Source organism: Acetoanaerobium pronyense, assembly GCF_017874355.1.
Lineage (GTDB): Bacteria > Bacillota > Clostridia > Peptostreptococcales > Filifactoraceae > Acetoanaerobium > Acetoanaerobium pronyense.
In genome coordinates this window covers 34,803-57,934 of sequence record NZ_JAGGLI010000016.1, presented here as the reverse complement: position 1 = coordinate 57,934, position 23,132 = coordinate 34,803, and the positions used below count along the sequence as shown (strand labels likewise).

Sequence of the window (23,132 nt, the reverse complement as noted above, 5' to 3'; positions counted from 1 at the left end):
TACATTAGATTCTAATGAACCGCCGTATACCGAACGGTACGTACGGTGGTGTGAGAGGTCGGTAGATAAAATAATTATCTACCTCCTACTCGATTTATATAGAACTATAGGCATTCTTGACACAAGTAGTTATAACCATTACAATTATAAGAGGTACAAGTAATATATGACATAGTTTTAGAGTAATCTGCAATCATAAAACAAAAGGTTATATAAAAGCTTGTATATTTCCCATACCTCTTTAAAATAAGGAAGTTTGAGAACAAATTAGCTAGTATTTAAGAAGCTATGATTATAGAGATACTAAAACATCATGGCTTTTGTGTGACAAAATAAGAAAAAGGAGGTGGCTGTGGATCATGTCTATCACAAATGTAATACTTATTGCAATTGTAACAGCTATATTATCTGCTTTTGCAGGATATATGGCTAGAAAAAACATTTCAGAAGGCAAGATAAACCAAGCCGAGAATGTAGCGAAAGAGATTATTGAAAAAGCTGAAAAAAATTCTGAAACCCTTAAAAAAGAAAAGCTCCTTGAAGCAAAAGAAGAAATACACAGAATGAGAAATGAGTTTGATAAAGACAGCAAGGAAAGAAGAACCGAGCTTCAAAAATTTGAGAAAAGACTAGTTCAAAAAGAAGAAGTTTTAGACAAAAAAATATCTCAACTTGAAGACAAAGAAATTAAACTTGCTGAAAAATTAAGGGGAATTACAGAACAAGAATTAGAAATTGAGGCCATAAAAAGGCAGCAGCTAGAAAAGCTTGAAGGAATATCCAATTTAACTACTGAAGAAGCAAAGAATCAAATACTCACAAATGCAGAGAGAGAAGTAAGACAAGAACTTGCAATAAAAATCAAAGAAATTGAAACAGAAGTAAAAGAAGATGCAGATAAAAAAGCAAGAGAGATAGTAGCTTATGCTATTCAAAAATGCTCGGCTGATCATGTGGCTGAAACAACTGTAAGTGTTGTTAATCTGCCAAATGATGAAATGAAGGGTAGAATAATTGGAAGAGAAGGTAGAAATATAAGAACCCTTGAGACGCTAACAGGTGTAGATCTTATAATAGATGACACTCCAGAAGCTGTAGTTCTTTCTGCTTTTGATCCTATAAGAAGAGAAGTTGCTAGAATAGCACTTGAGAAGCTTATATCAGATGGAAGAATACATCCTGCAAGAATTGAAGAAATGGTTGAAAAGGCTAAAAAAGAAGTTGAAAATACTATCAAAGAAGAAGGGGAAAAGGCTGTATTTGAAACAGGAGTATATGGTCTTCATCCTGAGCTTGTGAAGCTTTTAGGAAGATTAAAGTATAGAACAAGTTATGGACAAAATGTCCTAAAACATTCAATTGAAATATCCCATTTATGCGGTATAATGGCTGCAGAGATTGGCTCAGATGTAAAACTTGCAAAAAGAGCTGGACTCCTTCATGATATTGGAAAGGCTGTAGACCATGAAATGGAAGGAACTCACGTAGAAATAGGTATGGACCTTCTAAGAAGATACAAAGAATCCAAAGATGTAATCCATGCTATGTCAACTCATCATGGAGATTATGAGGCTCAATCTGTTGAAGCGATCCTTGTTACAGCGGCGGATGCTATATCAGCTGCAAGACCAGGAGCAAGAAGAGAAACCCTTGAAGCATATATCAAGAGACTTGAAAAACTAGAAGAAATTGCGAACTCATATGAGGGTGTTGAAAAATCATATGCGATACAAGCTGGAAGAGAAGTTAGAATTATTGTAAAACCTGATAATGTTGACGATCAATATCTTCCTCTTTTAGCAAGAGATGTAACAAAGAAAATTGAAAATGAAATGGAATATCCAGGTCAAATTAAAGTAAGTATAATAAGAGAAACAAGAGCAGTAGATTACGCAAAATAATGAACTTGAAATCAAAGGAGCTGATTATAAATCAGCTCCTTTTTGCTATGTAAAATATCAAAACAATCATTAACTTAAAAATTATGTTATAAAATTGTTTAAAAATTAAAAATTATTTATTTTTATGATACTATTATTATAAGTTGGGTAAAACGAATATAGGCTAAAAGATAGGAGGAAATAATTTGAAATTCTATTCAAATAATATCTTGTCAGAAGTAGAAGCTTTTAAAACCAAAGACAGTGAAAGAGAATTTTATAAATATTTTAAAAACAAACTTCCTGGGGTAGGAATTTTAAAAATAACTCCTTATCCAAGTTTCTATGCAGACCTATATTATGAGTACAAGGGAAAAACACTTATTATAAAATTTATGGATACCCAAGAAGATACTTTTTCCATTCTTGAAGAAGAATTAATGGAAATTATGGAGGAGGAAAGTCTCTACCTTAGAGAAAATATAGATAAAGAAGGATTAAATTTTAATTTTAAATATGTTTTTTTTATGCCTTATGTAGATTTATCAAAATATAGTTATGATTTTGCAAAATCAAATATTATTGATAAATCAATATTTGAAAGGATTTTAAACAATGAAGAGTCTATGGATAGTTACATGAGCGAGCCTAACGATGAGATTACTTTAAATTTAATGAGATATTATCTATGCAAAGAATACCATGTAATGAAAAAAGAAGATTCTAATAGACTAATCAATAAAGAATTTAAAAAACTGCTCTTTTCATATAAAGATCATAACTATCAGGCTATGCCTCTTACTAAGACTCAAGTGGCTAAAATTAATTCTATAAAGTACGGCAACACTCTTTTTATTGGTCCAGCAGGGTCAGGAAAGACTACTACATTACTTGCAAGAGCTATTAAATTATCAAAAGTATACAATAAGGACAAATTCCTTTTCATAACCTTTAATAAACAGCTTATGAATGATATAAAAAATAACCTTGATATGACAAACTCAAAGAATGAAAATCTGGAAATCATCAATTTTCATAGCTATATACTTGGGCTTTCAAAAAAATATGGACTAAAAATAGAGAAAAATAGCAAAAAAAACTTTGATCAGCAGTTCGATACAATATTTACAAAAGTGTCCCAGATATACAAGGATAAAAACTTATATAAAGGTATTTTTATAGATGAAGCTGAGAATTTCAAAGAAGAACATTTTCTTTTTTTAGAAAATGTACTTTATAAAACCAAAAAATTTCTTATGATATCTGCAGACAAAGGAAAAGACATAAGAGGAACACTTATGGATTTTGTTGGAGGATGGGAGAATTTTGATTTTAGGGATATTAAAGAATTCAATAAAAATTATAGATCAACAAAATCTCTTACAGGCTTCACAAATAATTTCATTGATAATGTAATTTCTTATAGTCAGGAAAAAAACCTTATAGTCCCAGACGATTATCTTATAAAAAGTGCATCCCAGCGAATCAAAGGGGATTCAGTTTGCATAGAAAAAGTAGAGACTATAGAAGAAAAGTTTCAGGAAATAATAAACAAAATAAATTTTTTACAGGAAAAAAAGAAGATAAATATTTCAGATATATGTATTATATTTCCATTCAACAAACGAAAGACAGGAACCAGAAGTGTGATTTATTTCCAGTATCTCTTGAAAAAAGCCCTTGATGATGCTGATATACCTTATATTTCGGCTCATGAGGAAATTACAAATCTAAACTACAAAAGCGGAGTGACTATATCAAATATATATTCTATCAACAATCTAGAATATAAGGCTGTAATTTTATGTGAGCTTGAGATGCTCTTTAATCATAGCCTTGGCAATGAATATACCATGTCAGACTCCCATTCATTTATCAAAAATATAAATGTAGTTTATACAGCTATTACAAGGGCTACTGATTATCTTCAAATATTTACTCTTATGGATAAAGAGGACAGTGACATAATAAAAATGCTATGGGAAAGTGTGGTGTAATATAGTTTTTTCAAAATAATTAAATAGACGTAAATTCAGTCAATTGATATATTCTCCTGTGAGGACAAAATGATAAAGACAGTCTCAAGTCTAGTCTTATTAATCTCAAAATTTATGAAAAAGGTTTTTAGGGGCAAATATTTTTTGTAATGGGATTTGTATGGGGGGAAAATCATGAAAAAAAGACTGGGATTTACGCTTATTGAGTTTTTAGCTGTTATATCACTTATTTTATTGATAGCAGCTATTTCTTTGCCTAAATACTCGGAAATAGTAGATAATCAAAGATTAAAAACAGATGCAGCAACTGCAATTCAGCTTGGTAAAATGGCAGAGATGTATTATATGGAAAATAAAAACTTACCTGGATTTAATCCTTCAAAAATAGAAGATTATGTTAAGGATTCCTACAATGGAGATTTAAAGTCTAAGTATATCAAAGATGAAAAATTTAAAATAACATTAACTGATAATAAGGCAAATGTTTCTCTGGGGTCAATAAATTTTGTTGTAAAAGGAGAGTTTAATGAAAGCTCTATAATACCTCCGAACCTTGGAGGTGATTAAATTGAATAAAAATCTAACTGAAATTATAGATTTTGATACTGCCAATAAAATGAAAATAGTTCCAATAGAATCAAGTTTGGGAAAAATATCAATCTTATCAAAAAAATCTTTAAAGAGTGAAGAAAAATCTTATATAGAACATATTTCCAAACTTGAGGTTGAAATAATAAAAGATAAAAGAAAAAACTTTGAAAAACTTTTTGAGGAAACCTATAATATCTGCGGGCAAGTCAATGACTTTAAAGAAGAGTTAGTCAATTTAGAATATAAAGATAATATATCCGTGCTTGCAGGATTTATATTTACATCATCTATAAAACTCAAGGCAAGCGATATACATATTACAGGAGAAAAGGAGAGAATATTAGTAAAATTTAGAGTTGATGGGATACTTAGAACATTTATATATCTCAAGCTTGAGGAAGGTGAGCTTCTTGTAAGGTATATAAAAATTAAATCAAATATAGATATTAGCAGAACTGTAAGACCCTTAGAAGGTAGATTTTCTTGGGTGCTATATGGTGAAAACATGGACTTTAGAATTTCTATAATTCCAACAATATATGGTGAAAAGATAACTATAAGGCTTCTTGGAATGAATGAGAATGTTTTTTTATTAGAAGATATAGGATTTTCTTTTGAAGAACTCGAAATAATCAAAAGACGGATAAATACTACTTCTGGATTTGTTCTTCTTTGTGGACCCACAGGGAGCGGTAAATCAACAACTTTATTTGCAATATTAAATGCGATTAATAACGGTCAAAGAAATATAGTGTCAATTGAAGATCCTGTTGAGTACTATATGGATGGAGTTACTCAAATAGATATCTCTAAGGAAAAGAATATGGAGTTTTACAATACCTTGAAATTTGTATTGAGGCAGGATCCAGATATCATAACCATAGGGGAAATAAGGGATTTTGAAACAGCAGACACCTCTTTAAAAGCATCTATTACAGGTCATCTTGTATTTTCAACTGTCCATACCAAAAGCTCTATAGGAGTGCTTGAGAGGCTTATAGACTTAGGTGTAAAGCCTTATATTGTTGCAAATGCAGTCTCTCTTATTATAAGTCAAAGGCTTATTAGAAAGCTATGCGAATCCTGTAAGACTAAGCAAAGTTCCAATGCCTTGGAATTAGACTGCTTTAATATTCCAATAGGAACAACTATATTTGAGGCAGTGGGTTGTGAAAAATGCTATGGAACTGGATATAAAGGAAGGATGCCTATTTTTGAGATTCTAGAAATAGATAATCAAATAAAGGGATTTATAAAAAATAGTGATTTAAAACCTCTACAATCAAACATAATTCCCCTAAAGGAAAAAATTAAAAATACAATAATAGAGGGGAGGACGTCTTTTGCAGAAGGATATAAATATATCTAAAAACTTTAAAAAGAAGGCTCTCTTTAATAAAATAATTGAAAGTAATAAAAAGCTAACTTTAAATGAGAATGAAAAGTTTTTTTTATCACTACATTCTTTAACGTCTGCCGGAATACCAATATTAAAATCATTAACGATTTCTAAGAATCAAATTTCATCAAAAAAAATAATTGATAAAGTAATAAAAGAAATTGAAAAAGGGGAGTCATTTGAAAACGCATTAAAAAAATCAAATGCATTTAGCTCATTTGCAGCCTCAATAATAAGTGCAGGTGAAAATAGCGGAAAATTAACTGAAGCATTTGAAAATCTTACCTACTATTTTAAGACAATGAATCTGATTAAGCAAAATGTTCAAGGTGCTCTTTACTATCCCTTGATGGTGCTTACCTCAATAATTTTTTTAATTTTATATTTGATTTTCAACTTTATTCCGTCTTTGTTAGATTTATATGGTGGGGAGATGGCATATAGCAGTAGCTGGGCTTTTTACGTCATAAAAATTTCTATGTTTATAAAGGAATACTTTATTGAAGTCATCTTAACTTTTTTTTCGATTATATCTATAGTTGTACTTTTATTTAAAACTATATCAAAAAATCCTAAATTCTATGGATTGAAATATAAAATTCCTATACTTGGAAATATATTAAAAAAACAATCGATAAATAATAGCATATGGAGTCTGTATATTTTATTAGATTCAGGAATTCCAATTATGACTGCCTTTGATATCATCTCTGACAATTCCCATGAAAAAATAATAAAAGAATATATATTTAGAATAAAGGAGGATTTAGAAAGCGGATATCCTCTCTCAGAAAGCCTTGTAAATTTAAACTTAAAAGATGAAATTTTGTTATATTTTGTCTATTTAGGAGAAGAAACAGGAGATATGGTTCAAAAGCTAAAGCTTATTTCAGAAATATATACAAAAGACATCACAAATGGTTACAAGGAGCTCTCACAGGTAGTACAACCTTTATTTATCGGTATTATGACTTTAATAGTTGGAACACTTATGTTTAGCGTAATATTACCACTTTTAAATTATGATGTGTTTTATAATCTCTAGGGGGAAAATATGAGTCAAGGGATAAGGAAATTAAGTCTAGCTTTGATACTGACATTAGTAATAGGTAATATATATCTGATTTACTGGAATCAGAATTTAAAAAAAGAGTTTAAAAAAGAAGTTTTAATTTCTCGAAATAATCTTTCACTGGAATATAAAAATTCAAATTATAAAAACTATAGCTTATTGAAAGGAATAAATTCAGCACCTGAAAAAATTAAAATGGGGTTAGAATCAATATATATTTCAAAGGAATCCATAGCTTTTGAGGTTAGAGGGAATTCTTTAGAGGAAATTGAAGATATTGAAAGTTTTTTAAATGATGTATTAGAAAAGACAAAGTTATCCATGAACTTATTATCTGAAGGTGAGAATATAAAAGGTACGTTAATATATGGAGGATTCTAATGAATAAAAATATAATCTTAGTCATATTGATTATCTTCTCAAATTCTATATTTATAACCTATCCACTTTATAGCGAAAATATCAAAATAAGGAAAGATATATTAGATATTAGGGATATGAAAAATGAAAAAAAATATATTAACGAAAGCCCTGTTTCACAATATGAACATCTAGAGAAAATAAAAAACTTACTTGCACATGCAGGATTTGTGAAAATATCTGAAAGGATTGAAGTAGAGAACCAAATATCCTTAGAGCTTAAATTTAAATGTGATTTTGCAGATTTTCAAAAATTTATAAATTTAGCGGATGAGTATGATTCTGACTTTTTTATTGAGGAAGGTTTTTTTAATTTTGATAATAACGGACGAGAATCTTATCTAATAATAAAGCATTTTGGAGAAGGGATATGAATATAATATTCAAGATAAAAGGCAAGTACAAAAAATCCAAAGGCTTTTTGATTTTAGATGTTATGGTATCTATGGTAGTTATAATGACGATATTAATACCTCTTTTAAATATATTTATTATAGTTAGAGAAAATAATGAGTACCATCAAATCACCCAAGAGGTTCATAGTTTTTTAGATTATCAAATAGAAGAGATACTTAAAGAGGATTTTAATATTGAACATACTAATTTTATAGAAGAAGGCTTTATAAGAATTGAGCTTTTAAGAACACCTTCAGAAGATCCTGATATCTATAAAATAACAGGAAATGTCTATTATGATAATAGCCTTTTTACAACTATAGTGCTCTATAAGCTTAGGGGAGATTATAATGATTAAACCAAGAGGTTATTTTAAAAAAGAGGGAATATTTGAAGTGAATTTCAGAAGTTTAGCTTTTTATAAAAAATCAGGGTTTGTATATATAGGGTTAATTATAGCTATGACTATGATTTTTACCGCGTCTCTCGGTCTTTTATCAATTTCAAATAATTCAAGAAAAATAGCAAATTTTAAAAACCAATCACGTCATTATCATTACCTAACAAAATCAGCTCATAGCTATGTTTACAAAAAAGTTTTAGATTATGTACATATTGCTCTTATAAATACAGAAATTAGAATGAAAAATGAATTCGAAAATAATACTACTCCTGAAAATATTGAAGAGATGTTTTTATTAGGGAAAGACAGATTTCAGATAATTTTTATGGAAGAGCTTTATAAAAATGGTGGACTTGGTATTAGAAAATATTTTTCAGCCATGAATTTTGCACAGTGTAGCTATGAAGTTAATTATCTTTACAGGGGATATAGAGGACCTTTTTTGGTTATTGTAACCGCAAAATATAGAGAAGACAATATTAGAAAAGAGCATCTCGTTGAATATAAAATAAATTCTCCAGAACTTGAGATAAATGATTTTTTAAGTATTCTTAAAGGCGAGGGAAGCTCTTTTGTAGAAAAACATTGGAGTGTTGTAAATGTTGGAAGCACTTATGAAGGACTTTAAAAAAAGAAGGGGACTTTTATTAATAGAAGTAATAATATATATATCCATTATTCTTTTATTAGCCACAGTAATCCTAGGCCATAATGGATTTTCAAGACTAAACTCCGATATATTCATAAAGCAATTTGTAAGTGACATAAGGTATGTATATTCAAAAAATAGATTTGGGGACTACGACACTAGATTAAGGTATATATACGAAGGGAATAAAACCACAGGAAAAATATTAGGATATTATATAGATGAAAAAGGTTATTCAAGAAAAACAGTTATGAAACCAGATTCTTTAGATTTTTTAATCGCAACAAAGGCAGATATTAGATTTTCTTCAAGTGGGGTACTTGCATTTAATGGAGAAACTATAGAGATTGCAGATAAAACTACGAAAAAGAAATATAAAATTACAATTGTTCCTATAAGTGGGAGGGTATATGTCTATAATGAATAAAAAAAGAGGATTTCTACTTTTAGAATGCATTGCATATATTTCTCTTGTTTTAGTACTTTTTTTATTTTTTTACTCTTTATCCAACAATTTTATTGAGCATTATAAAAAAGTCTCCACTTCTATGAATCTTCAAGAAAGCGGGGAAGTGATTGAAAAATTCTTCAAGGCAGAGATGAAGATGCAGGGAAATGTAGTTGGTCTTTTTGTAAAGAATAAAGGACTTATAAGTTATGATGAATATAATGATGAAGATATACTGGCCTTTTTTTATACAAATACATATCTCAAGGAAAGGGCAGATATCTATGAAACCTTTACATTTGCTTTTAAAGTGATTGAAAGCTCAGAAAAACTTATACTTTGCAAAAATGTACCTAGAGTTACTAGTAATATAGGCAGCCTGGTAGGTTATGAGGTGGCAAATCACATAAATAATATAAAAATAGAAAAAATAGATAATGAAAATTTTTTTGTTATAATTTCGTTAGCTAATAATGATATAATATATGTTCATAAGTTTCATATTAGAAATAAAATTAGAGAAGCTTAGAGTATGTGAAAAAGAAATTCATAAAAGATAGGAGAACATAAATGCTTAATGAAGAAAGATACGAAATTGGAAACAGAATATCCATAATATCCATAATTGTAAATATACTCCTTGCGTTAATTAAGTTTGGGGCAGGAATATTTGGAAAAAGTTCTGCAATGGTGGCTGACTCTTTACACTCTTTATCAGATGTGGCAAGTACCATTGCAGTTATGATAGGACTAAAAATATCAAAAAAGCCTGCTGACAAGGAGCATCCATATGGTCATGAAAAAGCAGAGCCTGTAATGGCCAAGATTCTTGCTATAATGCTAATACTTACTGCTACGGGGATAGGTTATGGTGGAGTAATTAGGATAATTGAAGGAAACGAACAAATACCTGAGAACATAGCACTCTATGGAGCAATTTTATCCATTATAATAAAAGAATGGATGTATAGATTCACAATTAAAGGAGCAGAAAAAATAAATAGTCCTGCACTCAAGGCCGATGCATGGCACCATAGATCTGATGCAATGTCTTCTGTGGGTTCTTTGGCTGGTATATTTGTAGCACGAATGGGGTATCCAGTGTTTGACTCTATTACTGCCATTGTTATAGCACTATTTATAATTAAAGTTGGCGTTAGTATATATATAGACAGTATAAAGCAGCTTATTGATCAATCTGTAGATCAAAAATCCTATGAAGATATAGAAAGAATAATTTTAAGCACAACTGGAGTTATTGGAATAGATGACCTTAAAACCAGAGTTCATGCCAATAAGATATTTGTAGATGTGGAGATTTGCGTAGATAAGAATTTAAGCCTTATAGATGCCCATAAAATTGCAGAAAATGTCCATAACAAGATTGAGGGAAGTAACAAGGATATAAAACACTGCATGGTTCACGTTAATCCTTATGATGAAACTATGAGTCATCATAAGGGCAAAAGACCACTATAAATCCAAGTTATATTCTAAAAATCATATTTCCTCCACAATCTGATTATAAAATACTATTAAGAAAATAAAAAAGTACACTATATTAGGAGGAATTAAAATGATGTATGGAAGAATGATGAACTCAGAATTTGCTCAAGGATGCAGAGGATTAGGAGCTTTTCATGGACCAGTTGGAATGATAATCTGGACTTTATTAATACTTGGAATAATATATCTGATTTATAAAATAATAACAAAAGATAATACATCTCAAAATCACATACTTGAATCTCTTCAAATGAAATATGTTTCAGGAGAAATAGATGAAGAAGAATATGAAAAGAAAATAAGAGTTTTGAAAAAAAAGTAAAAAATTAAAAAACTAAAATATTAATACCTTTTTAGCTATATCATGTAGATAAGAAACTAAGACTCTTATAGATATGAAGTTAACGCTCAACATGAGAGCTTTAATATATTAGCTATAAAGGTATTTTATTTTTAAGAAGAAAACTGTTTTGAAAGGGTGCTAATCAATGAAATACAAAGTATTAGTCATAGAAGATGAGAGGGATATTAGAGAAATAGTTGTAAAATATCTTGAAAATGCAGACTATGAGGTTCATGAAGGAATAAATGGAATACAGGGATTAAAAAAATTTAGAGAAATCACTCCCCATATAGTGATTTTGGATATTATGATGCCAGATATAACAGGCTTTGAGGTCCTTGAAGAGCTTAGGAAAATATCTGACATTCCAGTTATAATGTTAACTGCAAAGCAAGAAGAAATAGACAGGCTCCATGGATTTGATCTTGGGGCTGATGATTATGTATTAAAACCTTTTAGTCCAAAAGAACTCACAAAAAGAGTGGAGGCTATTTTAAAAAGGGTGCATAGTAAATCCTCAAAGGATAGCTTTTTAAGAAGTGGAGAGCTTATTCTTGATTTAAAAAAATATAAGCTCTTTAAAAACAATGATGAAATAATAATCACTACAAAAGAATTTAATATTTTAAAAGTGTTTTTTGAAAATCCCGAAGTAGTATTTTCTAGGGAAAATCTTATAGAATCAGCCTTTGGTTATGACTATATAGGATTTGATAGAAATATTGACTCATATATAAAAAATCTCAGAAGTAAGATTGAGGATGATGTAAAAAATCCCAAGTATCTGAAAACAAAGTATGGAGCAGGGTATGTATTTGGAGGAAAATTCAATGACAATTAAAAGAAAACTAATCATACTAGGATTTTCCTTAGTTCTTATATCCACACTTTTAAGCTCAATTATATCAGGACTATATATCGATAGGTATTTTACAAATTATATCAAAGAAGAGCATCTCAACAATATAGAAAATATAAAAATATTCGCCCAGGAGATACTTTTAGAAAATCCAAATGAAGTAGAGATATATTCAAGAGAGCTTGCCAATTATATTAAAGATCCGGTTTTAGGAATAAAAATAAGGAATAAAAGTAATGAAGAAATAATTTCAGTAGGACCTAGGGGCATGCAGAATCATATGATGGGTATGAGACATAATAGGACTATTCAGGACGACAGCTATGAAATATATTCAAATGGCAATCATCTTGGATATATAATCATAACAACAACCAGTAATTTACAAGATACCCAGAGCATAACCCTCTTTAAAAATTCTCTAGTTCGTAGCACCGCTATATCCTTTTTCTTAGTCATTTTATTTTCTTTTTTTATCATAGGGTATATGAGCGAAAAAATGAGCAAAGAGCTTATAAAAACTTCCAGATATGCAAGAAACATTGAAGAAGACAATAATGAGGAAATACAGATGTCAAGTGTTATAGAGATAAAAGGAATACAAACAAGCTTATTCAATCTTTCTAAAAGACTTAGAATGAAAGAAAGTATACGAAAAGAAAAAGCCGACAAGCTTTATCATGAGATAAGGACCCCACTGTCTATACTTAAAGCAAATATAGAAGGAGCTTATGATGATATAATTGAACTTGACAAGGATAGACTCTTAAATCTAATAAAACAAACTGATATTATAACTAGCATGGTTAAAAATATATCATCAATAATGGAGTATAATGAAGAGGCTGAAAAAATTGAATTTAACAATTTTGATATAGCAAAGGAGCTTGAGAGTATTATACGTGGGCTAGAGACTCAATTCAATCAAAAGGGAATAAAACTCTCTTTAATAAGCCCCAAATCTTTAATAATAAATTCCAACAAAGATAAGCTCAACCAAGCTATATATAATCTACTTACAAATGCCTACAAATTCACAGAAAAAAATGAGGAAGTAGAAGTTGAGCTTTATGTAGAAGAGGATAAAGTTGTAATCGAAATAAAAGATACCGGAATAGGAATTAATGAACTTGAAGTAACTGAAATCTTCAAACCCTATTTTAGGGGGAAAAATGTGAAAAATTACAAAGGAGAAGGACTTGGACTTCATATAGTAAAACAAAATATTACTAATATCGGTGGAGAAATAGAGGCTTCAAAAAATAAGGATAAGGGATCAGTTTTTAGAATTATCTTAAAACTATAATAGATTTTAAAACAACTTATGGAAAGTAGTGATTATTTTTGTTATAATGCTTAAATATAGTTTTTGAATAAATGACTAAGGGGTGAAGCACTTGAGTTTGGAAAATGATAAAAAGTTAAATGCAGAATCAGGAATAATTCAATCCAATTTCATTCATAATATAATAGACGAAGACCTAAAAAATGGAGCCTATGGACAGAGGGTATATACCAGATTTCCCCCAGAACCAAATGGATATCTTCATATTGGTCATGCAAAATCCATTTGCTTAAATTTTGGAACTGCTCAAAAATATAGTGGAAAATGTAACCTTAGGTTTGATGATACAAATCCTGTAAAAGAAGATGTAGAGTATGTGGATTCAATAATGGAAGACGTTAAGTGGCTTGGATTTCAGTGGGATGAACTACTTTTTGCATCGGATTATTTTGATGAAATGTACAACCTTGCAGTTGGACTAATAAAAGATGGAAAAGCCTATGTATGTGAGCTTTCAGCTGAAGCAATAAAGGAATATAGAGGAACATATGACAAGCCTGGAAAAGAAAGTCCTTACAGAGAAAGGCCAGTAGAGGAGAGCCTTGATTTATTTGAAAGAATGAAAAACGGAGAATTCAAAGACGGCCAAATGGTTCTAAGGGCAAAAATAGATATGTCGTCTCCAAACATGAATATGCGTGATCCAGTTCTTTACAGAATCGCTCATGCTCATCATCATAGAACAGGAGATAGCTGGTGTATATACCCGATGTATGATTATGCACACCCGCTTGAAGATGCAGTCGAAAATATAACCCATTCTATATGTACACTTGAATTTGAAGCCCACAGACCTTTGTATGACTGGGTACTTAAAGAGACAAAATGGAAAAATCCACCTAAACAGATAGAGTTTGCAAGACTTGAAATGACAAATATGATAATGAGTAAAAGGCATTTGAAAAAATTAGTAGATGAAAAACTTGTAGATGGTTGGGATGATCCAAGAATGTCTACAATATCAGGGCTTAGAAGAAGAGGATATACTCCAGAATCTATAAGAAGCTTTGCTGACAAAATTGGTGTTTCCAAGGCTAATAGTACTGTTGATATCTCACTTTTAGAGCACTGCATTAGAGAAGATTTAAAGATGAAGGCAAGTAGGAAGATGGCTGTCCTAAATCCTCTTAAATTAGTAATTACAAATTATCCTGAAGGAGAAGTAGAGTGGCTGGAGGGAGAAAATAATTCAGAAAATGAAGAAATGGGAACAAGAAAGATTCCATTTACAAAAGAGTTATATATTGAGCAAGATGACTTTATGGAAAATCCTCCTTCTAAGTATTATAGATTATTTCCTGGAAATGAAGTAAGACTTAGAAACGCATATTTTGTAAAATGTGAAGAAGTGATTAAGGATGAAGCTGGAAATATTATAGAAATCAGATGCACATATGATCCTCAGACTAAGTCTGGAACTGGCTTTACGGGGAGGAAAGTAAAGGGAACTATTCACTGGGTGAGTGCTACAGAAAATGTGAAGGCTACAGTTAGGCTCTACGATTATCTTTTCATTAAAGAAAATGAAGATGATGAAGAGTACAAATACAATAATAATTCTAAGAAAGTATTAAAAGATTGCTATCTTGAAAAGAGTTTTGAGTCTGCTCAAAAAGATGAAAAATTCCAGTTCACAAGACATGGGTACTTTGTTGTAGATACAAAAGATACTACTGAAAATCAGCTTGTGTTTAATCAAATTGTATCCTTAAAGGATTCATTTAATAAAAAAGGGAAGTAAATAAAAAAGAAATCGGGGAATCCTCGATTTCTTTTTTATTTTAAAAGATTTTAGAAGACTTTATTTTAAACTCAAAACTAAATTTTTTATAGATTTTGCTACTTTGTCAATAGTTCCATCATTATCGATAATATAATCTGAATAGGTTCTATATTTTTCAATTCTATGATTATATATTTCAAATAGTTTTTCTGGGTTTTCTTTCAAGAGGGGTCTTGTATTAGAATCAATATCTTCAAATATCGCATCAATATCCCTATTTAAAAATAAAACTATAAAACCATTTTCTTTTAAAATTTCTATATTTTTTGGATTGAGGATTATTCCACCACCGCAATCAATAACTGCATCATTTTTCTTTGCTAGTCTTGATATAGTCAAAAGCTCTTCATTTCGAAAATACGCTTCTCCCTCTTCTTTAAATATATCAGTTATTGTTTTTTTATTGTTTTTTTCAATTTCTTCATCTATACTAAAATACTTAAGACTCAATAAATCTGAGACAACTTTGCTTATTGTGGTCTTTCCAGAGCCCATCATACCAATAAAAGCTAATTTCACGATAAATCCTCCCCTACAAAATATGACTAGATTATTTTATCTAATATTATACAATAATGTTAAGTAGGGAAACCATTTTTATTATGAAGGAGATTTCTATGAGAATAATAAGCGAAAAAAAAATAGATATAAGAGGAAGAGTATTTGGGGGAGAAAAAGTACTTATATGTTTGCCTTTAGTTTCTAATGATATAAAATCCCTCTGTGAAGATGCTAAAATGCTTTATTTAGCTACTCCAGATATTATAGAGTGGAGAGTTGACTGTTTTGAAAGTGAAAATATAGAAGATATAGTAATGGGATTAAAAGCTTTAAAAGATGAAATTAAAGATATCCCTCTTATATTTACCATCAGAGATTATTCGGAAGGTGGCAAGAAAAAAATCAAGGACGAGAGCAAACTTAAGATTTTAGAAGCTGTATCCAAAGAAAAATTAATTGATATTATTGATGTTGAGCTTTCAAAAGGAAAAGAATATATAAAAAAAGTAAAAAGGATTATTAAAGACTTAGACATAAAGCTTATACTCTCTTATCATAATTTTATTAAAACTCCGGAGCCAGGAGTTATCTTAAACAAAATATTAGAATCTATAAAAAATGGAGCAGATATACCAAAGATTGCTGTAATGGCCGAGTCTCTCGAAGATACTATAAATCTCTTAAATACTACATTAGAAGCCAAAAATATGATTAATTCTCCTATAATATCTATGTGCATGGGGGAGAAAGGGGTAATTTCTAGAGTGGTTGGAGGCCATTATGGCTCAGATATGACATTTGGGTTTTTAGGTGAAGCATCTGCTCCTGGACAGATTAAAATGGACACCTTAAAAAATCTCTTAGATAATTTATTTTAAAAAAACTCTAATTTAAGTAGGGTTGGATTTATTTTAAAAAAAGTAGTATTATTAAAAGTAGAAAATATTAGACTTATATATAGAGAGAAGGGATTTTTTTGGAGCATTTAAATCTTATATTAAAAAAAATACCAAGATTAATTATGGGATTTATAATAATAGCGTTTGGAACTAATATGACAAGATACTCAGGACTGGGATTAAATCCATGGGGAACTCTTCATGAAGGAATATCAATTGTAACCGGTATATCTTTTGGTAGAGTGACTCAACTCACAGGAGTAGCTGTCTTATTACTTTCTTTGTTTATAAAGCTTTATCCAGGTATAGGGACTATACTTAATATGTTTTTTATAGGATTTTTTGTGGACTTAATTGACAAATTAGGAATTATTCCAAGGGTAGATATGATTTCAGGGAAAATGCTATATCTTTTATTAGGAATGTTTCTCTTTAATTTTGGAGTATATATATATATGAGTGGAAGACTGGGAGCAGGGCCTAGAGACGGACTAATGGTAGGTCTTGTAAGACTTACAGGAAAGCCTGTATCTATAGTAAGACCAGCAATGGAATTTACTGTAATAGCCCTTGGAATTCTTCTAGGAGGAACATTTGGAATAGGAACTATAATAAATGCTTTTGGGGGTGGATATATGCTCAATTTTATATTTAAGCATTTTAACTATGATCCAAGCATAAACAAAAATATTGCCTTAGCAAGAGCTGTAAAAGAGCCTGCATAGATGTACTGTGACTCTAAAGAATTTTAAGATAAATAAAAAAATTATTATAATATAGTTAGCATAAGCCTCGAAGCAGTAGTTGTTTTTCGGGGTTTTTTCATGGTAAAATTATAACTTGATAATTAGTTAGAACTAGGAGGGTTAAGATGAAAAATAAGGCTGTTATTTTAGGAGCAAATTATTATATCGGGCTTAGTACCATAAGGTGTCTGGGAAAAAACGGAGTTGTTGTAGCAGCAGTAGATTACTCTGATAATGGTGCCTATGGATTCAGATCTAAGTATTGCTCTGAAAAACTTATAGGCCCTCATTACAAGGAAAATTCAAAGGCGTTTCTTGAATTTTTGATTGATTATGCAAAAAAACAAGATGCTTCACCGGTGCTTATTCCATGTGCAGATCCCTATGTTGAGTTTGTAGATACATATTTATATGAACTAAAAGAATATTTTTTAATTCCTCAGACAAAAAAGGGGCTTTATACTGAGCTAATGAATAAGGAAAAGCTTCATTCATTGGCATCCCTAATGAATGTGAAGGTTCCAGAGACTATAAGACTTACAGAAGATAACTACATTGAAAAAATAGAAACTATATTAAAATATCCATGTATTGTAAAGCCTGTTGATTCGCCTGCTTTTGTGTCTACTTTTAGAAGAAAGATGTTCAAGGTTAATGACAGGAAAGAACTTGTTGAAGCAATTGATAAAGCAAAAAAAGCAGGTCTTGAGGTCATAGTTCAAAGAATAATTCCAGGTTTTGATGATCATATGTATACCTTTGATGCTTATTTAAATCAAGAGGCTAAAGTTACTAACTGGCTTACATGTCAAAAATATAGGCAGTATCCTATTAATTTTGGAGCATCTGTATATACCGGACAAAAATATGTTCAGGAACTATACGATATAGGAGCAAAGTTTTTAGAAGGAGTAGGATTTAAAGGTTTTGCTGAAATAGAATTTAAAAAAGATGCAGTAACAGGAGATTTTTATCTTATAGAGGTAAATGTAAGAATTACCAATTTAAATAGCCTTCTTGAAAAGGTTGGGGTCAATATGCCTTACCTTACCTATATGGAGCTTACAGGAGAAAAAATAGAGCCTCAGGAAATAAAAAAAGACACAGGTCTTGTTTTTTGGTATGCATATGAGGATTTTTTAGCAAGCAGAGGTTATGTAAAGACAAAGCAGTTAAAAACTTCAGAAATTATAAAGTCTTTATTTAGACCTAAAGCCTATGCAATTTGGGACGTATCTGATTCAAAACCATTTTTTGAATTTAATGGGATTCTTATGAAAAAGGTTTTTAGAAAACTATTTAAGTGATTGAAAGGAGATTTATTTTGCCGAAATTAAAAGAGCTTTTATCTGGCCTAAATATAATTGGAACAACAGGAGACGAGTTTTTAAATCAACTTGAGATTAATGGAGTATCTTATCATTCAGGAAAAACTAAAAAAGATGATATCTTCGTATGCATAAAGGGATATAAGACAGATGGTCATTCATATATAGATTCAGCTATAAAAAACGGAGCCGTAGCAGTAATTGTAGAAGTAATAAATAAAGATTTTGAAATACCTCAAATATTAGTAGAGGATTCGAGAAAGGCTTTAGCCATAATTTCTTCCAACTTTTATAATAATCCTTCAAAAAAAATGAAAATGATAGGTATTACAGCCACAAATGGAAAGACTACTACTGCATATATGACAAATCATATATTTGAAACCTTTGGTTTAAGTACAGGCATAATAGGAACTGTATCAATAAAGTATAAGAAAAAGGAGATACCTTCATATCTTACAACACCAGAATCTCTTGACTTGCAGGGTTATTTAAGAGATATGCATGATGAAAATATTGATGTGGTTACAATGGAAGTCTCTTCATCTGCTCTTGATCTTAAAAGAGTCTATGGCGTAGATTTTGATATAGTGACCTTTAACAATATTAGTAGGGAGCATATAGATTTGCACGGTAGCTTTGAAGAATACTTTAAAGCCAAATCAAGCCTAATTACAAATGCAAAGGAAGGGAGCTGGGCTATACTTAATCTAGATTGTCCATACTCATCATCTTTGCAAGAAAAAACAAAAGCCAATGTACTTACTTTCTCTGTAGAAAAAGACGAAGGACATTTTTGCTGTAAAAATCTTGACCTATCTAGCGGAAGAGGGAAATTTGTACTTGATATACGTAAACCTTTTACAGTAGGAGATTATACTTACGAAAAATCTGAGTATGAACTATCTCTTTCTGTTCCAGGCTATCATTCGGTTTATAATGCTATGGTTGCAATTGGTGTAGGGCTTTTATCAGGAATTCCTATTGAAACTATAAAAGAGAGTTTCACCACTTTTGTAGGTGTTGAAAGAAGATTTGAATTTATTTATGAAAAAGATTTTAAAATAATAGATGACCACTTTGCAAATAGCGGAAACATTGACGTAACTCTTGAAACCTTAGATTATATGGATTATAAAAATCTTGAGCTTGTTTATGCCATAAGAGGGTCGAGAGGGCCAATAGTAAATAAGGAAAATGCAGAATCAATAGTGAAATGGTCTAAAAAGCTTGGCCTTAATCATATAATTGCTACAAAAAGCATATCCCATACAACTGAAAAAGATAAGGTTTTAGACGAAGAGGTTCAGGTATTTAAAGAGGTCCTCGATAATGCAGGACTTAGATATACTATTTATGAGGAGCTTGATGAAGCAATAGATAATTCTTTAAGTCATGCAGGCGAAGGGGATGTAATACTTTTAGCTGGTTGTCAAGGTATGGATTATGGAGCAAATTTAGCACTAAACTTGCTTCATAAAAAAAATCCCAAGCTAGATAAGGATGAGTTATTTTTACCCCTTAAAGACAGAGTGTGTGGAATGGATTAAAAATCTATACCTGTCAGATATATTCTTGAAATCTGACTTATTTTTATTAAGAAAGAGGTTTTTTATGAACAATAAAGTTATAGGGATTATAGGTGGAATGGGTCCAGAAGCCACAGCCAATTTTTATATGAATCTTATAAAAGCTACAAAGGTTAATGCTGATCAGGACCATTTTCGAGTAATAATAGACAGTAACTCTAAAATACCAGACAGGACTAAAGCTATTTTAGGGAGGGGAGAAAGTCCAGTAAATCAAATGATAGATGCTGCGAAAAATCTTGAAAAAACAGGAGTAGATATAGGCTGTATACCTTGCATCACTGCACATTATTTTATAGAGGATGTTTCAAAGGCTGTAAATTATCCTATATTAAATGCCTTAAAGGAGCTTGAAAAATTTATTGAGCTTCGTTTTTCAAATATAAAAAAAATAGGAATATTAGCTACCTCTGGAACGGTAAATAGCGAGCTTTTTACTAAATATTTAAAAGACTACCATGTGATTTATCCAAGCAAGGAAATTCAGCAAAATAAAGTTATGGAAGCTATATATTCAGATGAAATAGGAATAAAAAGCGGAAAGGATTTCAAAGAGGCAAAAAGACTTCTAATAGAGGCTGGAGAATACTTAATTAGTGAAGGAGCAGATGTTTTAATAGCTGGATGTACAGAAATTGTCTTAGCTATAAAGCCTGAAGATTTTTCTAAGCCTCTAGTTGATCCTATGGAAGTAGTGATAAAAAAGCTAATTGGTGAAATCTAGTGATTTCACTTCATTAAATAATTCTCTATAAAGTGTATTTAAATTATGATAATATTATATTATGAAAATATTAAGGAAGATTCAGACTTATTTGATGAGACTTAATAATTCAAACATATCATACAAATAAACCTAAGGAGAGTGCAGTGATGATAAAGAGACTAGAAAATTTGAGAAATCTAATAAAAGAAAAAAGCTTAGATGGGGCGCTTATTTACATGCCTGAAAACAGATTTTATTTCTCAGGATTCACAGGAAGCACAGGATATTTAGTGATTACTCCTAAAAACAGCTTTTTTATAGCTGATTTTAGATATATAGAGCAGGCAAAAAAACAATGTGAGGGATATGAAGTTCTTACAATGTCTAAAGATCTTCCCTTAAGTCATCATTTGAAAGAGCTAAATATTACAAACCTAGGAATTGAAGATAACCATATGGATGTCTTTACATACAAAAAACTACTTTCTGATATTGATACCCTTGAAATGGTCTCAATAGGAGAAGATTTAGTGAAAATAAGAGCTATAAAAGATGAAAGTGAAATAGAAAATTTGAGAAAAGCAGCTGAGATTGCAGACAAAGCATTTGAACACATCCTTCCATTTATCAAACCAGGAGCGATAGAGCTAGATATAGCCCATGAAATTGAATCATTTATGAAAAAAAATGGGGCTAGTGGTTTATCCTTCCAAATGATAGTGGCATCTGGAAAAAGATCTGCCCTTCCCCATGGAGTGGCATCTGACAAAGTATTGGAAGATGGAGATTTCTTGACATTAGACTTCGGGTGTATATATAATGGATATTGTTCTGATATGACTAGAACTGTAGTTTTAGGTAAAGCAACGAACGAGCAGAAAAAAATATACAACATTGTGCTAGAGGCCCAAACTAAAGCTTTAAGTCACATAAAGCCTGGGGTAAAAGGCAAAGATGTTGACTTTATTGCTAGAGATATAATTTCAAGCTATGGATACGGAGATAAGTTTGGTCATGGGCTTGGTCACGGTGTTGGCCTTAAGGTCCATGAGCTGCCTAATTTAAATCCAGAAGGGGATATTATACTTGAGCCTAATATGGTTGTTACAGATGAGCCAGGAATTTATATTCCTGACTTTGGAGGAGTTAGAATAGAAGACCTTGTGGTTGTTACTGAAAACGGTCACGAGATTCTTTCAAAATCTCCAAAAGAATTGATAGAATTATAATAATTGATGGAGGGATTTTATGATTTCAGCGGGTGATTTTAGAAAAGGAGTTACTTTTGAAATTGATGGGCAACCATATTTAATCATGGATTTTCAACATGTAAAGCCAGGAAAGGGTGCGGCTTTTGTAAGAACTAAATACAAAAACCTAAAATCAGGGGTTATAAGAGAAGAAACCTTTAACCCTAATGATAAGTTTCCTAAAGCAGCTATAGAGACAAAAGAAATGGAATACCTTTACAATGATGGTGAGCTTTATTACTTTATGGATGGCGAAACATACGAGCAAATTCCTTTAGATTATGCTCAAGTTGAAGATGCTATAAGATTCCTTAAAGAAAACATGAAGGCACAAATAAGATTTTATCAAGGAAAGGCTTTCCAAGTGGAAGCTCCAAACTTCGTAGAACTTGAAGTTCTTGATACTGAGCCTGGGGTAAAAGGAGATACTGCAACTAATGTAACAAAGGCAGCAACTGTCGAAACTGGAGCAATAGTTCAAGTACCTCTATTTATAAATATTGGAGATAAAATCAAAATTGATACTAGATCGGGAGAATACCTATCTAGAGTCTAAAAGGAGGATGACCATGCAACATTTATATGAAAGAGTTTCTTATCTAAAAGGTCTTTGCGAGGGTTTGGGAATATCTGAAGAAACTAAAGAAGGCAAAGTTATAGGTGTGATGGTTGACATTCTTGATGAATTTGCAGATGCTCTTGTTGAGCTTCATGAAGAACAAGAAGAACTATCTGAGTATGTTGATTCTATCGAAGAGGATTTAAGCGAGATTGAGGAAGATTTTTATGAGGATGAGGATTCTGAATTTGTAGAGCTAAAATGTCCTAACTGCGGTGAAGAAGTTGAGGTTGATGAAGAGCTTCTTTATGATGAAGATGAAGATATTGTTTGCCCTGCATGTGGAGAAGTTATAATCCATGCTCAAGATGAAGAATATATATGTGAGAATGAAGAAGAACATGAATGCTGCGGTAAGCACAATCATTAATCTAAAAGGCTGCTAACGCAGCCTTTTTTAAAA

The 23,132-nt window shown here is 30.8% G+C and carries 25 protein-coding genes; 24 read left to right on the top strand and 1 reads right to left on the bottom strand.

Translation table 11 applies throughout. From position 1 onward, the window contains the following. Positions 1–359: 359 nt before the first annotated feature. From rny to J2Z35_RS08095, 16 genes are all read left to right on the top strand, one after another. Positions 360–1,901: a ribonuclease Y gene (gene rny, locus J2Z35_RS08170; RefSeq protein WP_209660906.1), complete on the top strand. Its 1,542-nt coding sequence runs from the start codon at positions 360–362 to the stop codon at positions 1,899–1,901. 185 nt (positions 1,902–2,086) lie between these two features. Beyond that, positions 2,087–3,877, top strand: coding sequence for a 3'-5' exonuclease (locus J2Z35_RS08165; protein WP_209660905.1), 1,791 nt, complete (start codon positions 2,087–2,089; stop codon positions 3,875–3,877). Between the two features lie 174 nt (positions 3,878–4,051). After that, on the top strand, positions 4,052–4,444 hold the full coding sequence (locus tag J2Z35_RS08160) for a type II secretion system protein (protein WP_209660904.1): 393 nt from the start codon (positions 4,052–4,054) through the stop codon (positions 4,442–4,444). A gap of 1 nt (position 4,445) precedes the next feature. Next, positions 4,446–5,837, top strand: coding sequence for a GspE/PulE family protein (locus tag J2Z35_RS08155; protein ID WP_209660903.1), 1,392 nt, complete (start codon positions 4,446–4,448; stop codon positions 5,835–5,837). Beyond that, positions 5,812–6,912: a type II secretion system F family protein gene (locus J2Z35_RS08150; protein WP_209660902.1), complete on the top strand. Its 1,101-nt coding sequence runs from the start codon at positions 5,812–5,814 to the stop codon at positions 6,910–6,912. The genes J2Z35_RS08155 and J2Z35_RS08150 overlap by 26 nt, the downstream gene beginning before the upstream one ends. 9 nt (positions 6,913–6,921) lie before the next feature. Continuing rightward, positions 6,922–7,320: a hypothetical protein gene (locus tag J2Z35_RS08145; RefSeq protein WP_209660901.1), complete on the top strand. Its 399-nt coding sequence runs from the start codon at positions 6,922–6,924 to the stop codon at positions 7,318–7,320. Beyond that, entirely contained in the window at positions 7,320–7,733 is a 414-nt protein-coding gene (locus J2Z35_RS08140; protein ID WP_209660900.1) for a hypothetical protein, read from the top strand. Before J2Z35_RS08145 ends, J2Z35_RS08140 begins: the two co-directional genes overlap by 1 nt. Next, the gene (locus tag J2Z35_RS08135) at positions 7,730–8,113 is read left to right on the top strand and encodes a hypothetical protein (protein WP_209660899.1); all 384 of its coding nucleotides are present in this window, start codon (positions 7,730–7,732) and stop codon (positions 8,111–8,113) included. Before J2Z35_RS08140 ends, J2Z35_RS08135 begins: the two co-directional genes overlap by 4 nt. Next, positions 8,106–8,786, top strand: a complete 681-nt coding sequence (locus J2Z35_RS08130; protein WP_209660898.1) for a hypothetical protein — start codon at positions 8,106–8,108, stop codon at positions 8,784–8,786. The genes J2Z35_RS08135 and J2Z35_RS08130 overlap by 8 nt, the downstream gene beginning before the upstream one ends. Further along, positions 8,758–9,234 carry a hypothetical protein gene (locus tag J2Z35_RS08125; protein ID WP_209660897.1) on the top strand — a complete coding sequence of 159 codons (477 nt, stop codon included), beginning with the start codon at positions 8,758–8,760 and terminating at the stop codon, positions 9,232–9,234. The genes J2Z35_RS08130 and J2Z35_RS08125 overlap by 29 nt, the downstream gene beginning before the upstream one ends. Further along, complete coding sequence (locus J2Z35_RS08120) at positions 9,218–9,784, top strand: hypothetical protein (protein ID WP_209660896.1); 567 nt, start codon at positions 9,218–9,220, stop codon at positions 9,782–9,784. The genes J2Z35_RS08125 and J2Z35_RS08120 overlap by 17 nt, the downstream gene beginning before the upstream one ends. Before the next feature lie 41 nt (positions 9,785–9,825). Further along, the gene (locus tag J2Z35_RS08115; RefSeq protein WP_209660895.1) at positions 9,826–10,734 is read left to right on the top strand and encodes a cation diffusion facilitator family transporter; all 909 of its coding nucleotides are present in this window, start codon (positions 9,826–9,828) and stop codon (positions 10,732–10,734) included. Between the two features lie 97 nt (positions 10,735–10,831). Further along, positions 10,832–11,083 (top strand): SHOCT domain-containing protein, encoded by a 252-nt coding sequence (locus J2Z35_RS08110; protein ID WP_209660894.1) that lies wholly within the window; start codon positions 10,832–10,834, stop codon positions 11,081–11,083. Between the two features lie 166 nt (positions 11,084–11,249). Then, positions 11,250–11,945, top strand: a complete 696-nt coding sequence (locus J2Z35_RS08105) for a response regulator transcription factor (RefSeq protein ID WP_209660893.1) — start codon at positions 11,250–11,252, stop codon at positions 11,943–11,945. After that, positions 11,935–13,269 (top strand): sensor histidine kinase, encoded by a 1,335-nt coding sequence (locus J2Z35_RS08100; RefSeq protein ID WP_209660892.1) that lies wholly within the window; start codon positions 11,935–11,937, stop codon positions 13,267–13,269. Before J2Z35_RS08105 ends, J2Z35_RS08100 begins: the two co-directional genes overlap by 11 nt. 91 nt (positions 13,270–13,360) lie before the next feature. After that, positions 13,361–15,049 (top strand): glutamine--tRNA ligase/YqeY domain fusion protein, encoded by a 1,689-nt coding sequence (locus J2Z35_RS08095; RefSeq protein ID WP_245330806.1) that lies wholly within the window; start codon positions 13,361–13,363, stop codon positions 15,047–15,049. A gap of 60 nt (positions 15,050–15,109) precedes the next feature. On the opposite strand, the gene J2Z35_RS08090 is transcribed toward J2Z35_RS08095, so the two are convergent. Then, positions 15,110–15,610, bottom strand: coding sequence for a shikimate kinase (locus tag J2Z35_RS08090; protein WP_209660891.1), 501 nt, complete (start codon positions 15,608–15,610; stop codon positions 15,110–15,112). A gap of 98 nt (positions 15,611–15,708) precedes the next feature. Between J2Z35_RS08090 and aroD the strand changes: the two genes are divergently transcribed. From aroD to J2Z35_RS08050, 8 genes are all read left to right on the top strand, one after another. Next, complete coding sequence (gene aroD / locus J2Z35_RS08085) at positions 15,709–16,470, top strand: type I 3-dehydroquinate dehydratase (protein ID WP_209660890.1); 762 nt, start codon at positions 15,709–15,711, stop codon at positions 16,468–16,470. Between the two features lie 98 nt (positions 16,471–16,568). After that, positions 16,569–17,216: a YczE/YyaS/YitT family protein gene (locus J2Z35_RS08080; protein ID WP_209660889.1), complete on the top strand. Its 648-nt coding sequence runs from the start codon at positions 16,569–16,571 to the stop codon at positions 17,214–17,216. Positions 17,217–17,362: 146 nt separating this feature from the next. Next, on the top strand, positions 17,363–18,544 hold the full coding sequence (locus J2Z35_RS08075; protein WP_209660888.1) for a carboxylate--amine ligase: 1,182 nt from the start codon (positions 17,363–17,365) through the stop codon (positions 18,542–18,544). 17 nt (positions 18,545–18,561) lie between these two features. After that, entirely contained in the window at positions 18,562–20,115 is a 1,554-nt protein-coding gene (locus J2Z35_RS08070; RefSeq protein WP_209660887.1) for a Mur ligase family protein, read from the top strand. 64 nt (positions 20,116–20,179) lie between these two features. Next, the gene (gene cuyB / locus J2Z35_RS08065; protein WP_209660886.1) at positions 20,180–20,878 is read left to right on the top strand and encodes a cysteate racemase; all 699 of its coding nucleotides are present in this window, start codon (positions 20,180–20,182) and stop codon (positions 20,876–20,878) included. 149 nt (positions 20,879–21,027) lie between these two features. Next, positions 21,028–22,089, top strand: coding sequence for a M24 family metallopeptidase (locus tag J2Z35_RS08060; RefSeq protein WP_209660885.1), 1,062 nt, complete (start codon positions 21,028–21,030; stop codon positions 22,087–22,089). 19 nt (positions 22,090–22,108) lie between these two features. Continuing rightward, positions 22,109–22,666 (top strand): elongation factor P, encoded by a 558-nt coding sequence (gene efp / locus J2Z35_RS08055; protein ID WP_209660884.1) that lies wholly within the window; start codon positions 22,109–22,111, stop codon positions 22,664–22,666. A 13-nt stretch (positions 22,667–22,679) separates the two neighbouring features. Then, positions 22,680–23,099 carry a CD1247 N-terminal domain-containing protein gene (locus tag J2Z35_RS08050; RefSeq protein WP_209660883.1) on the top strand — a complete coding sequence of 140 codons (420 nt, stop codon included), beginning with the start codon at positions 22,680–22,682 and terminating at the stop codon, positions 23,097–23,099. The last annotated feature ends 33 nt before the right edge of the window (positions 23,100–23,132 follow it).

Coding starts and splice junctions, on each gene's coding strand:
- efp (WP_209660884.1), top strand. CDS start 22,109: ATGATTTCAGCGGGTGATTTTAGAAAAGGAGTTACTTTTGAAATTGAT.
- J2Z35_RS08115 (WP_209660895.1), top strand. CDS start 9,826: ATGCTTAATGAAGAAAGATACGAAATTGGAAACAGAATATCCATAATA.
- J2Z35_RS08060 (WP_209660885.1), top strand. CDS start 21,028: ATGATAAAGAGACTAGAAAATTTGAGAAATCTAATAAAAGAAAAAAGC.
- J2Z35_RS08075 (WP_209660888.1), top strand. CDS start 17,363: ATGAAAAATAAGGCTGTTATTTTAGGAGCAAATTATTATATCGGGCTT.
- aroD (WP_209660890.1), top strand. CDS start 15,709: ATGAGAATAATAAGCGAAAAAAAAATAGATATAAGAGGAAGAGTATTT.
- cuyB (WP_209660886.1), top strand. CDS start 20,180: ATGAACAATAAAGTTATAGGGATTATAGGTGGAATGGGTCCAGAAGCC.
- rny (WP_209660906.1), top strand. CDS start 360: ATGTCTATCACAAATGTAATACTTATTGCAATTGTAACAGCTATATTA.
- J2Z35_RS08140 (WP_209660900.1), top strand. CDS start 7,320: ATGAATAAAAATATAATCTTAGTCATATTGATTATCTTCTCAAATTCT.
- J2Z35_RS08145 (WP_209660901.1), top strand. CDS start 6,922: ATGAGTCAAGGGATAAGGAAATTAAGTCTAGCTTTGATACTGACATTA.
- J2Z35_RS08130 (WP_209660898.1), top strand. CDS start 8,106: ATGATTAAACCAAGAGGTTATTTTAAAAAAGAGGGAATATTTGAAGTG.
- J2Z35_RS08105 (WP_209660893.1), top strand. CDS start 11,250: ATGAAATACAAAGTATTAGTCATAGAAGATGAGAGGGATATTAGAGAA.
- J2Z35_RS08050 (WP_209660883.1), top strand. CDS start 22,680: ATGCAACATTTATATGAAAGAGTTTCTTATCTAAAAGGTCTTTGCGAG.
- J2Z35_RS08135 (WP_209660899.1), top strand. CDS start 7,730: ATGAATATAATATTCAAGATAAAAGGCAAGTACAAAAAATCCAAAGGC.
- J2Z35_RS08160 (WP_209660904.1), top strand. CDS start 4,052: ATGAAAAAAAGACTGGGATTTACGCTTATTGAGTTTTTAGCTGTTATA.
- J2Z35_RS08100 (WP_209660892.1), top strand. CDS start 11,935: ATGACAATTAAAAGAAAACTAATCATACTAGGATTTTCCTTAGTTCTT.
- J2Z35_RS08110 (WP_209660894.1), top strand. CDS start 10,832: ATGATGTATGGAAGAATGATGAACTCAGAATTTGCTCAAGGATGCAGA.
- J2Z35_RS08120 (WP_209660896.1), top strand. CDS start 9,218: ATGTCTATAATGAATAAAAAAAGAGGATTTCTACTTTTAGAATGCATT.
- J2Z35_RS08125 (WP_209660897.1), top strand. CDS start 8,758: ATGTTGGAAGCACTTATGAAGGACTTTAAAAAAAGAAGGGGACTTTTA.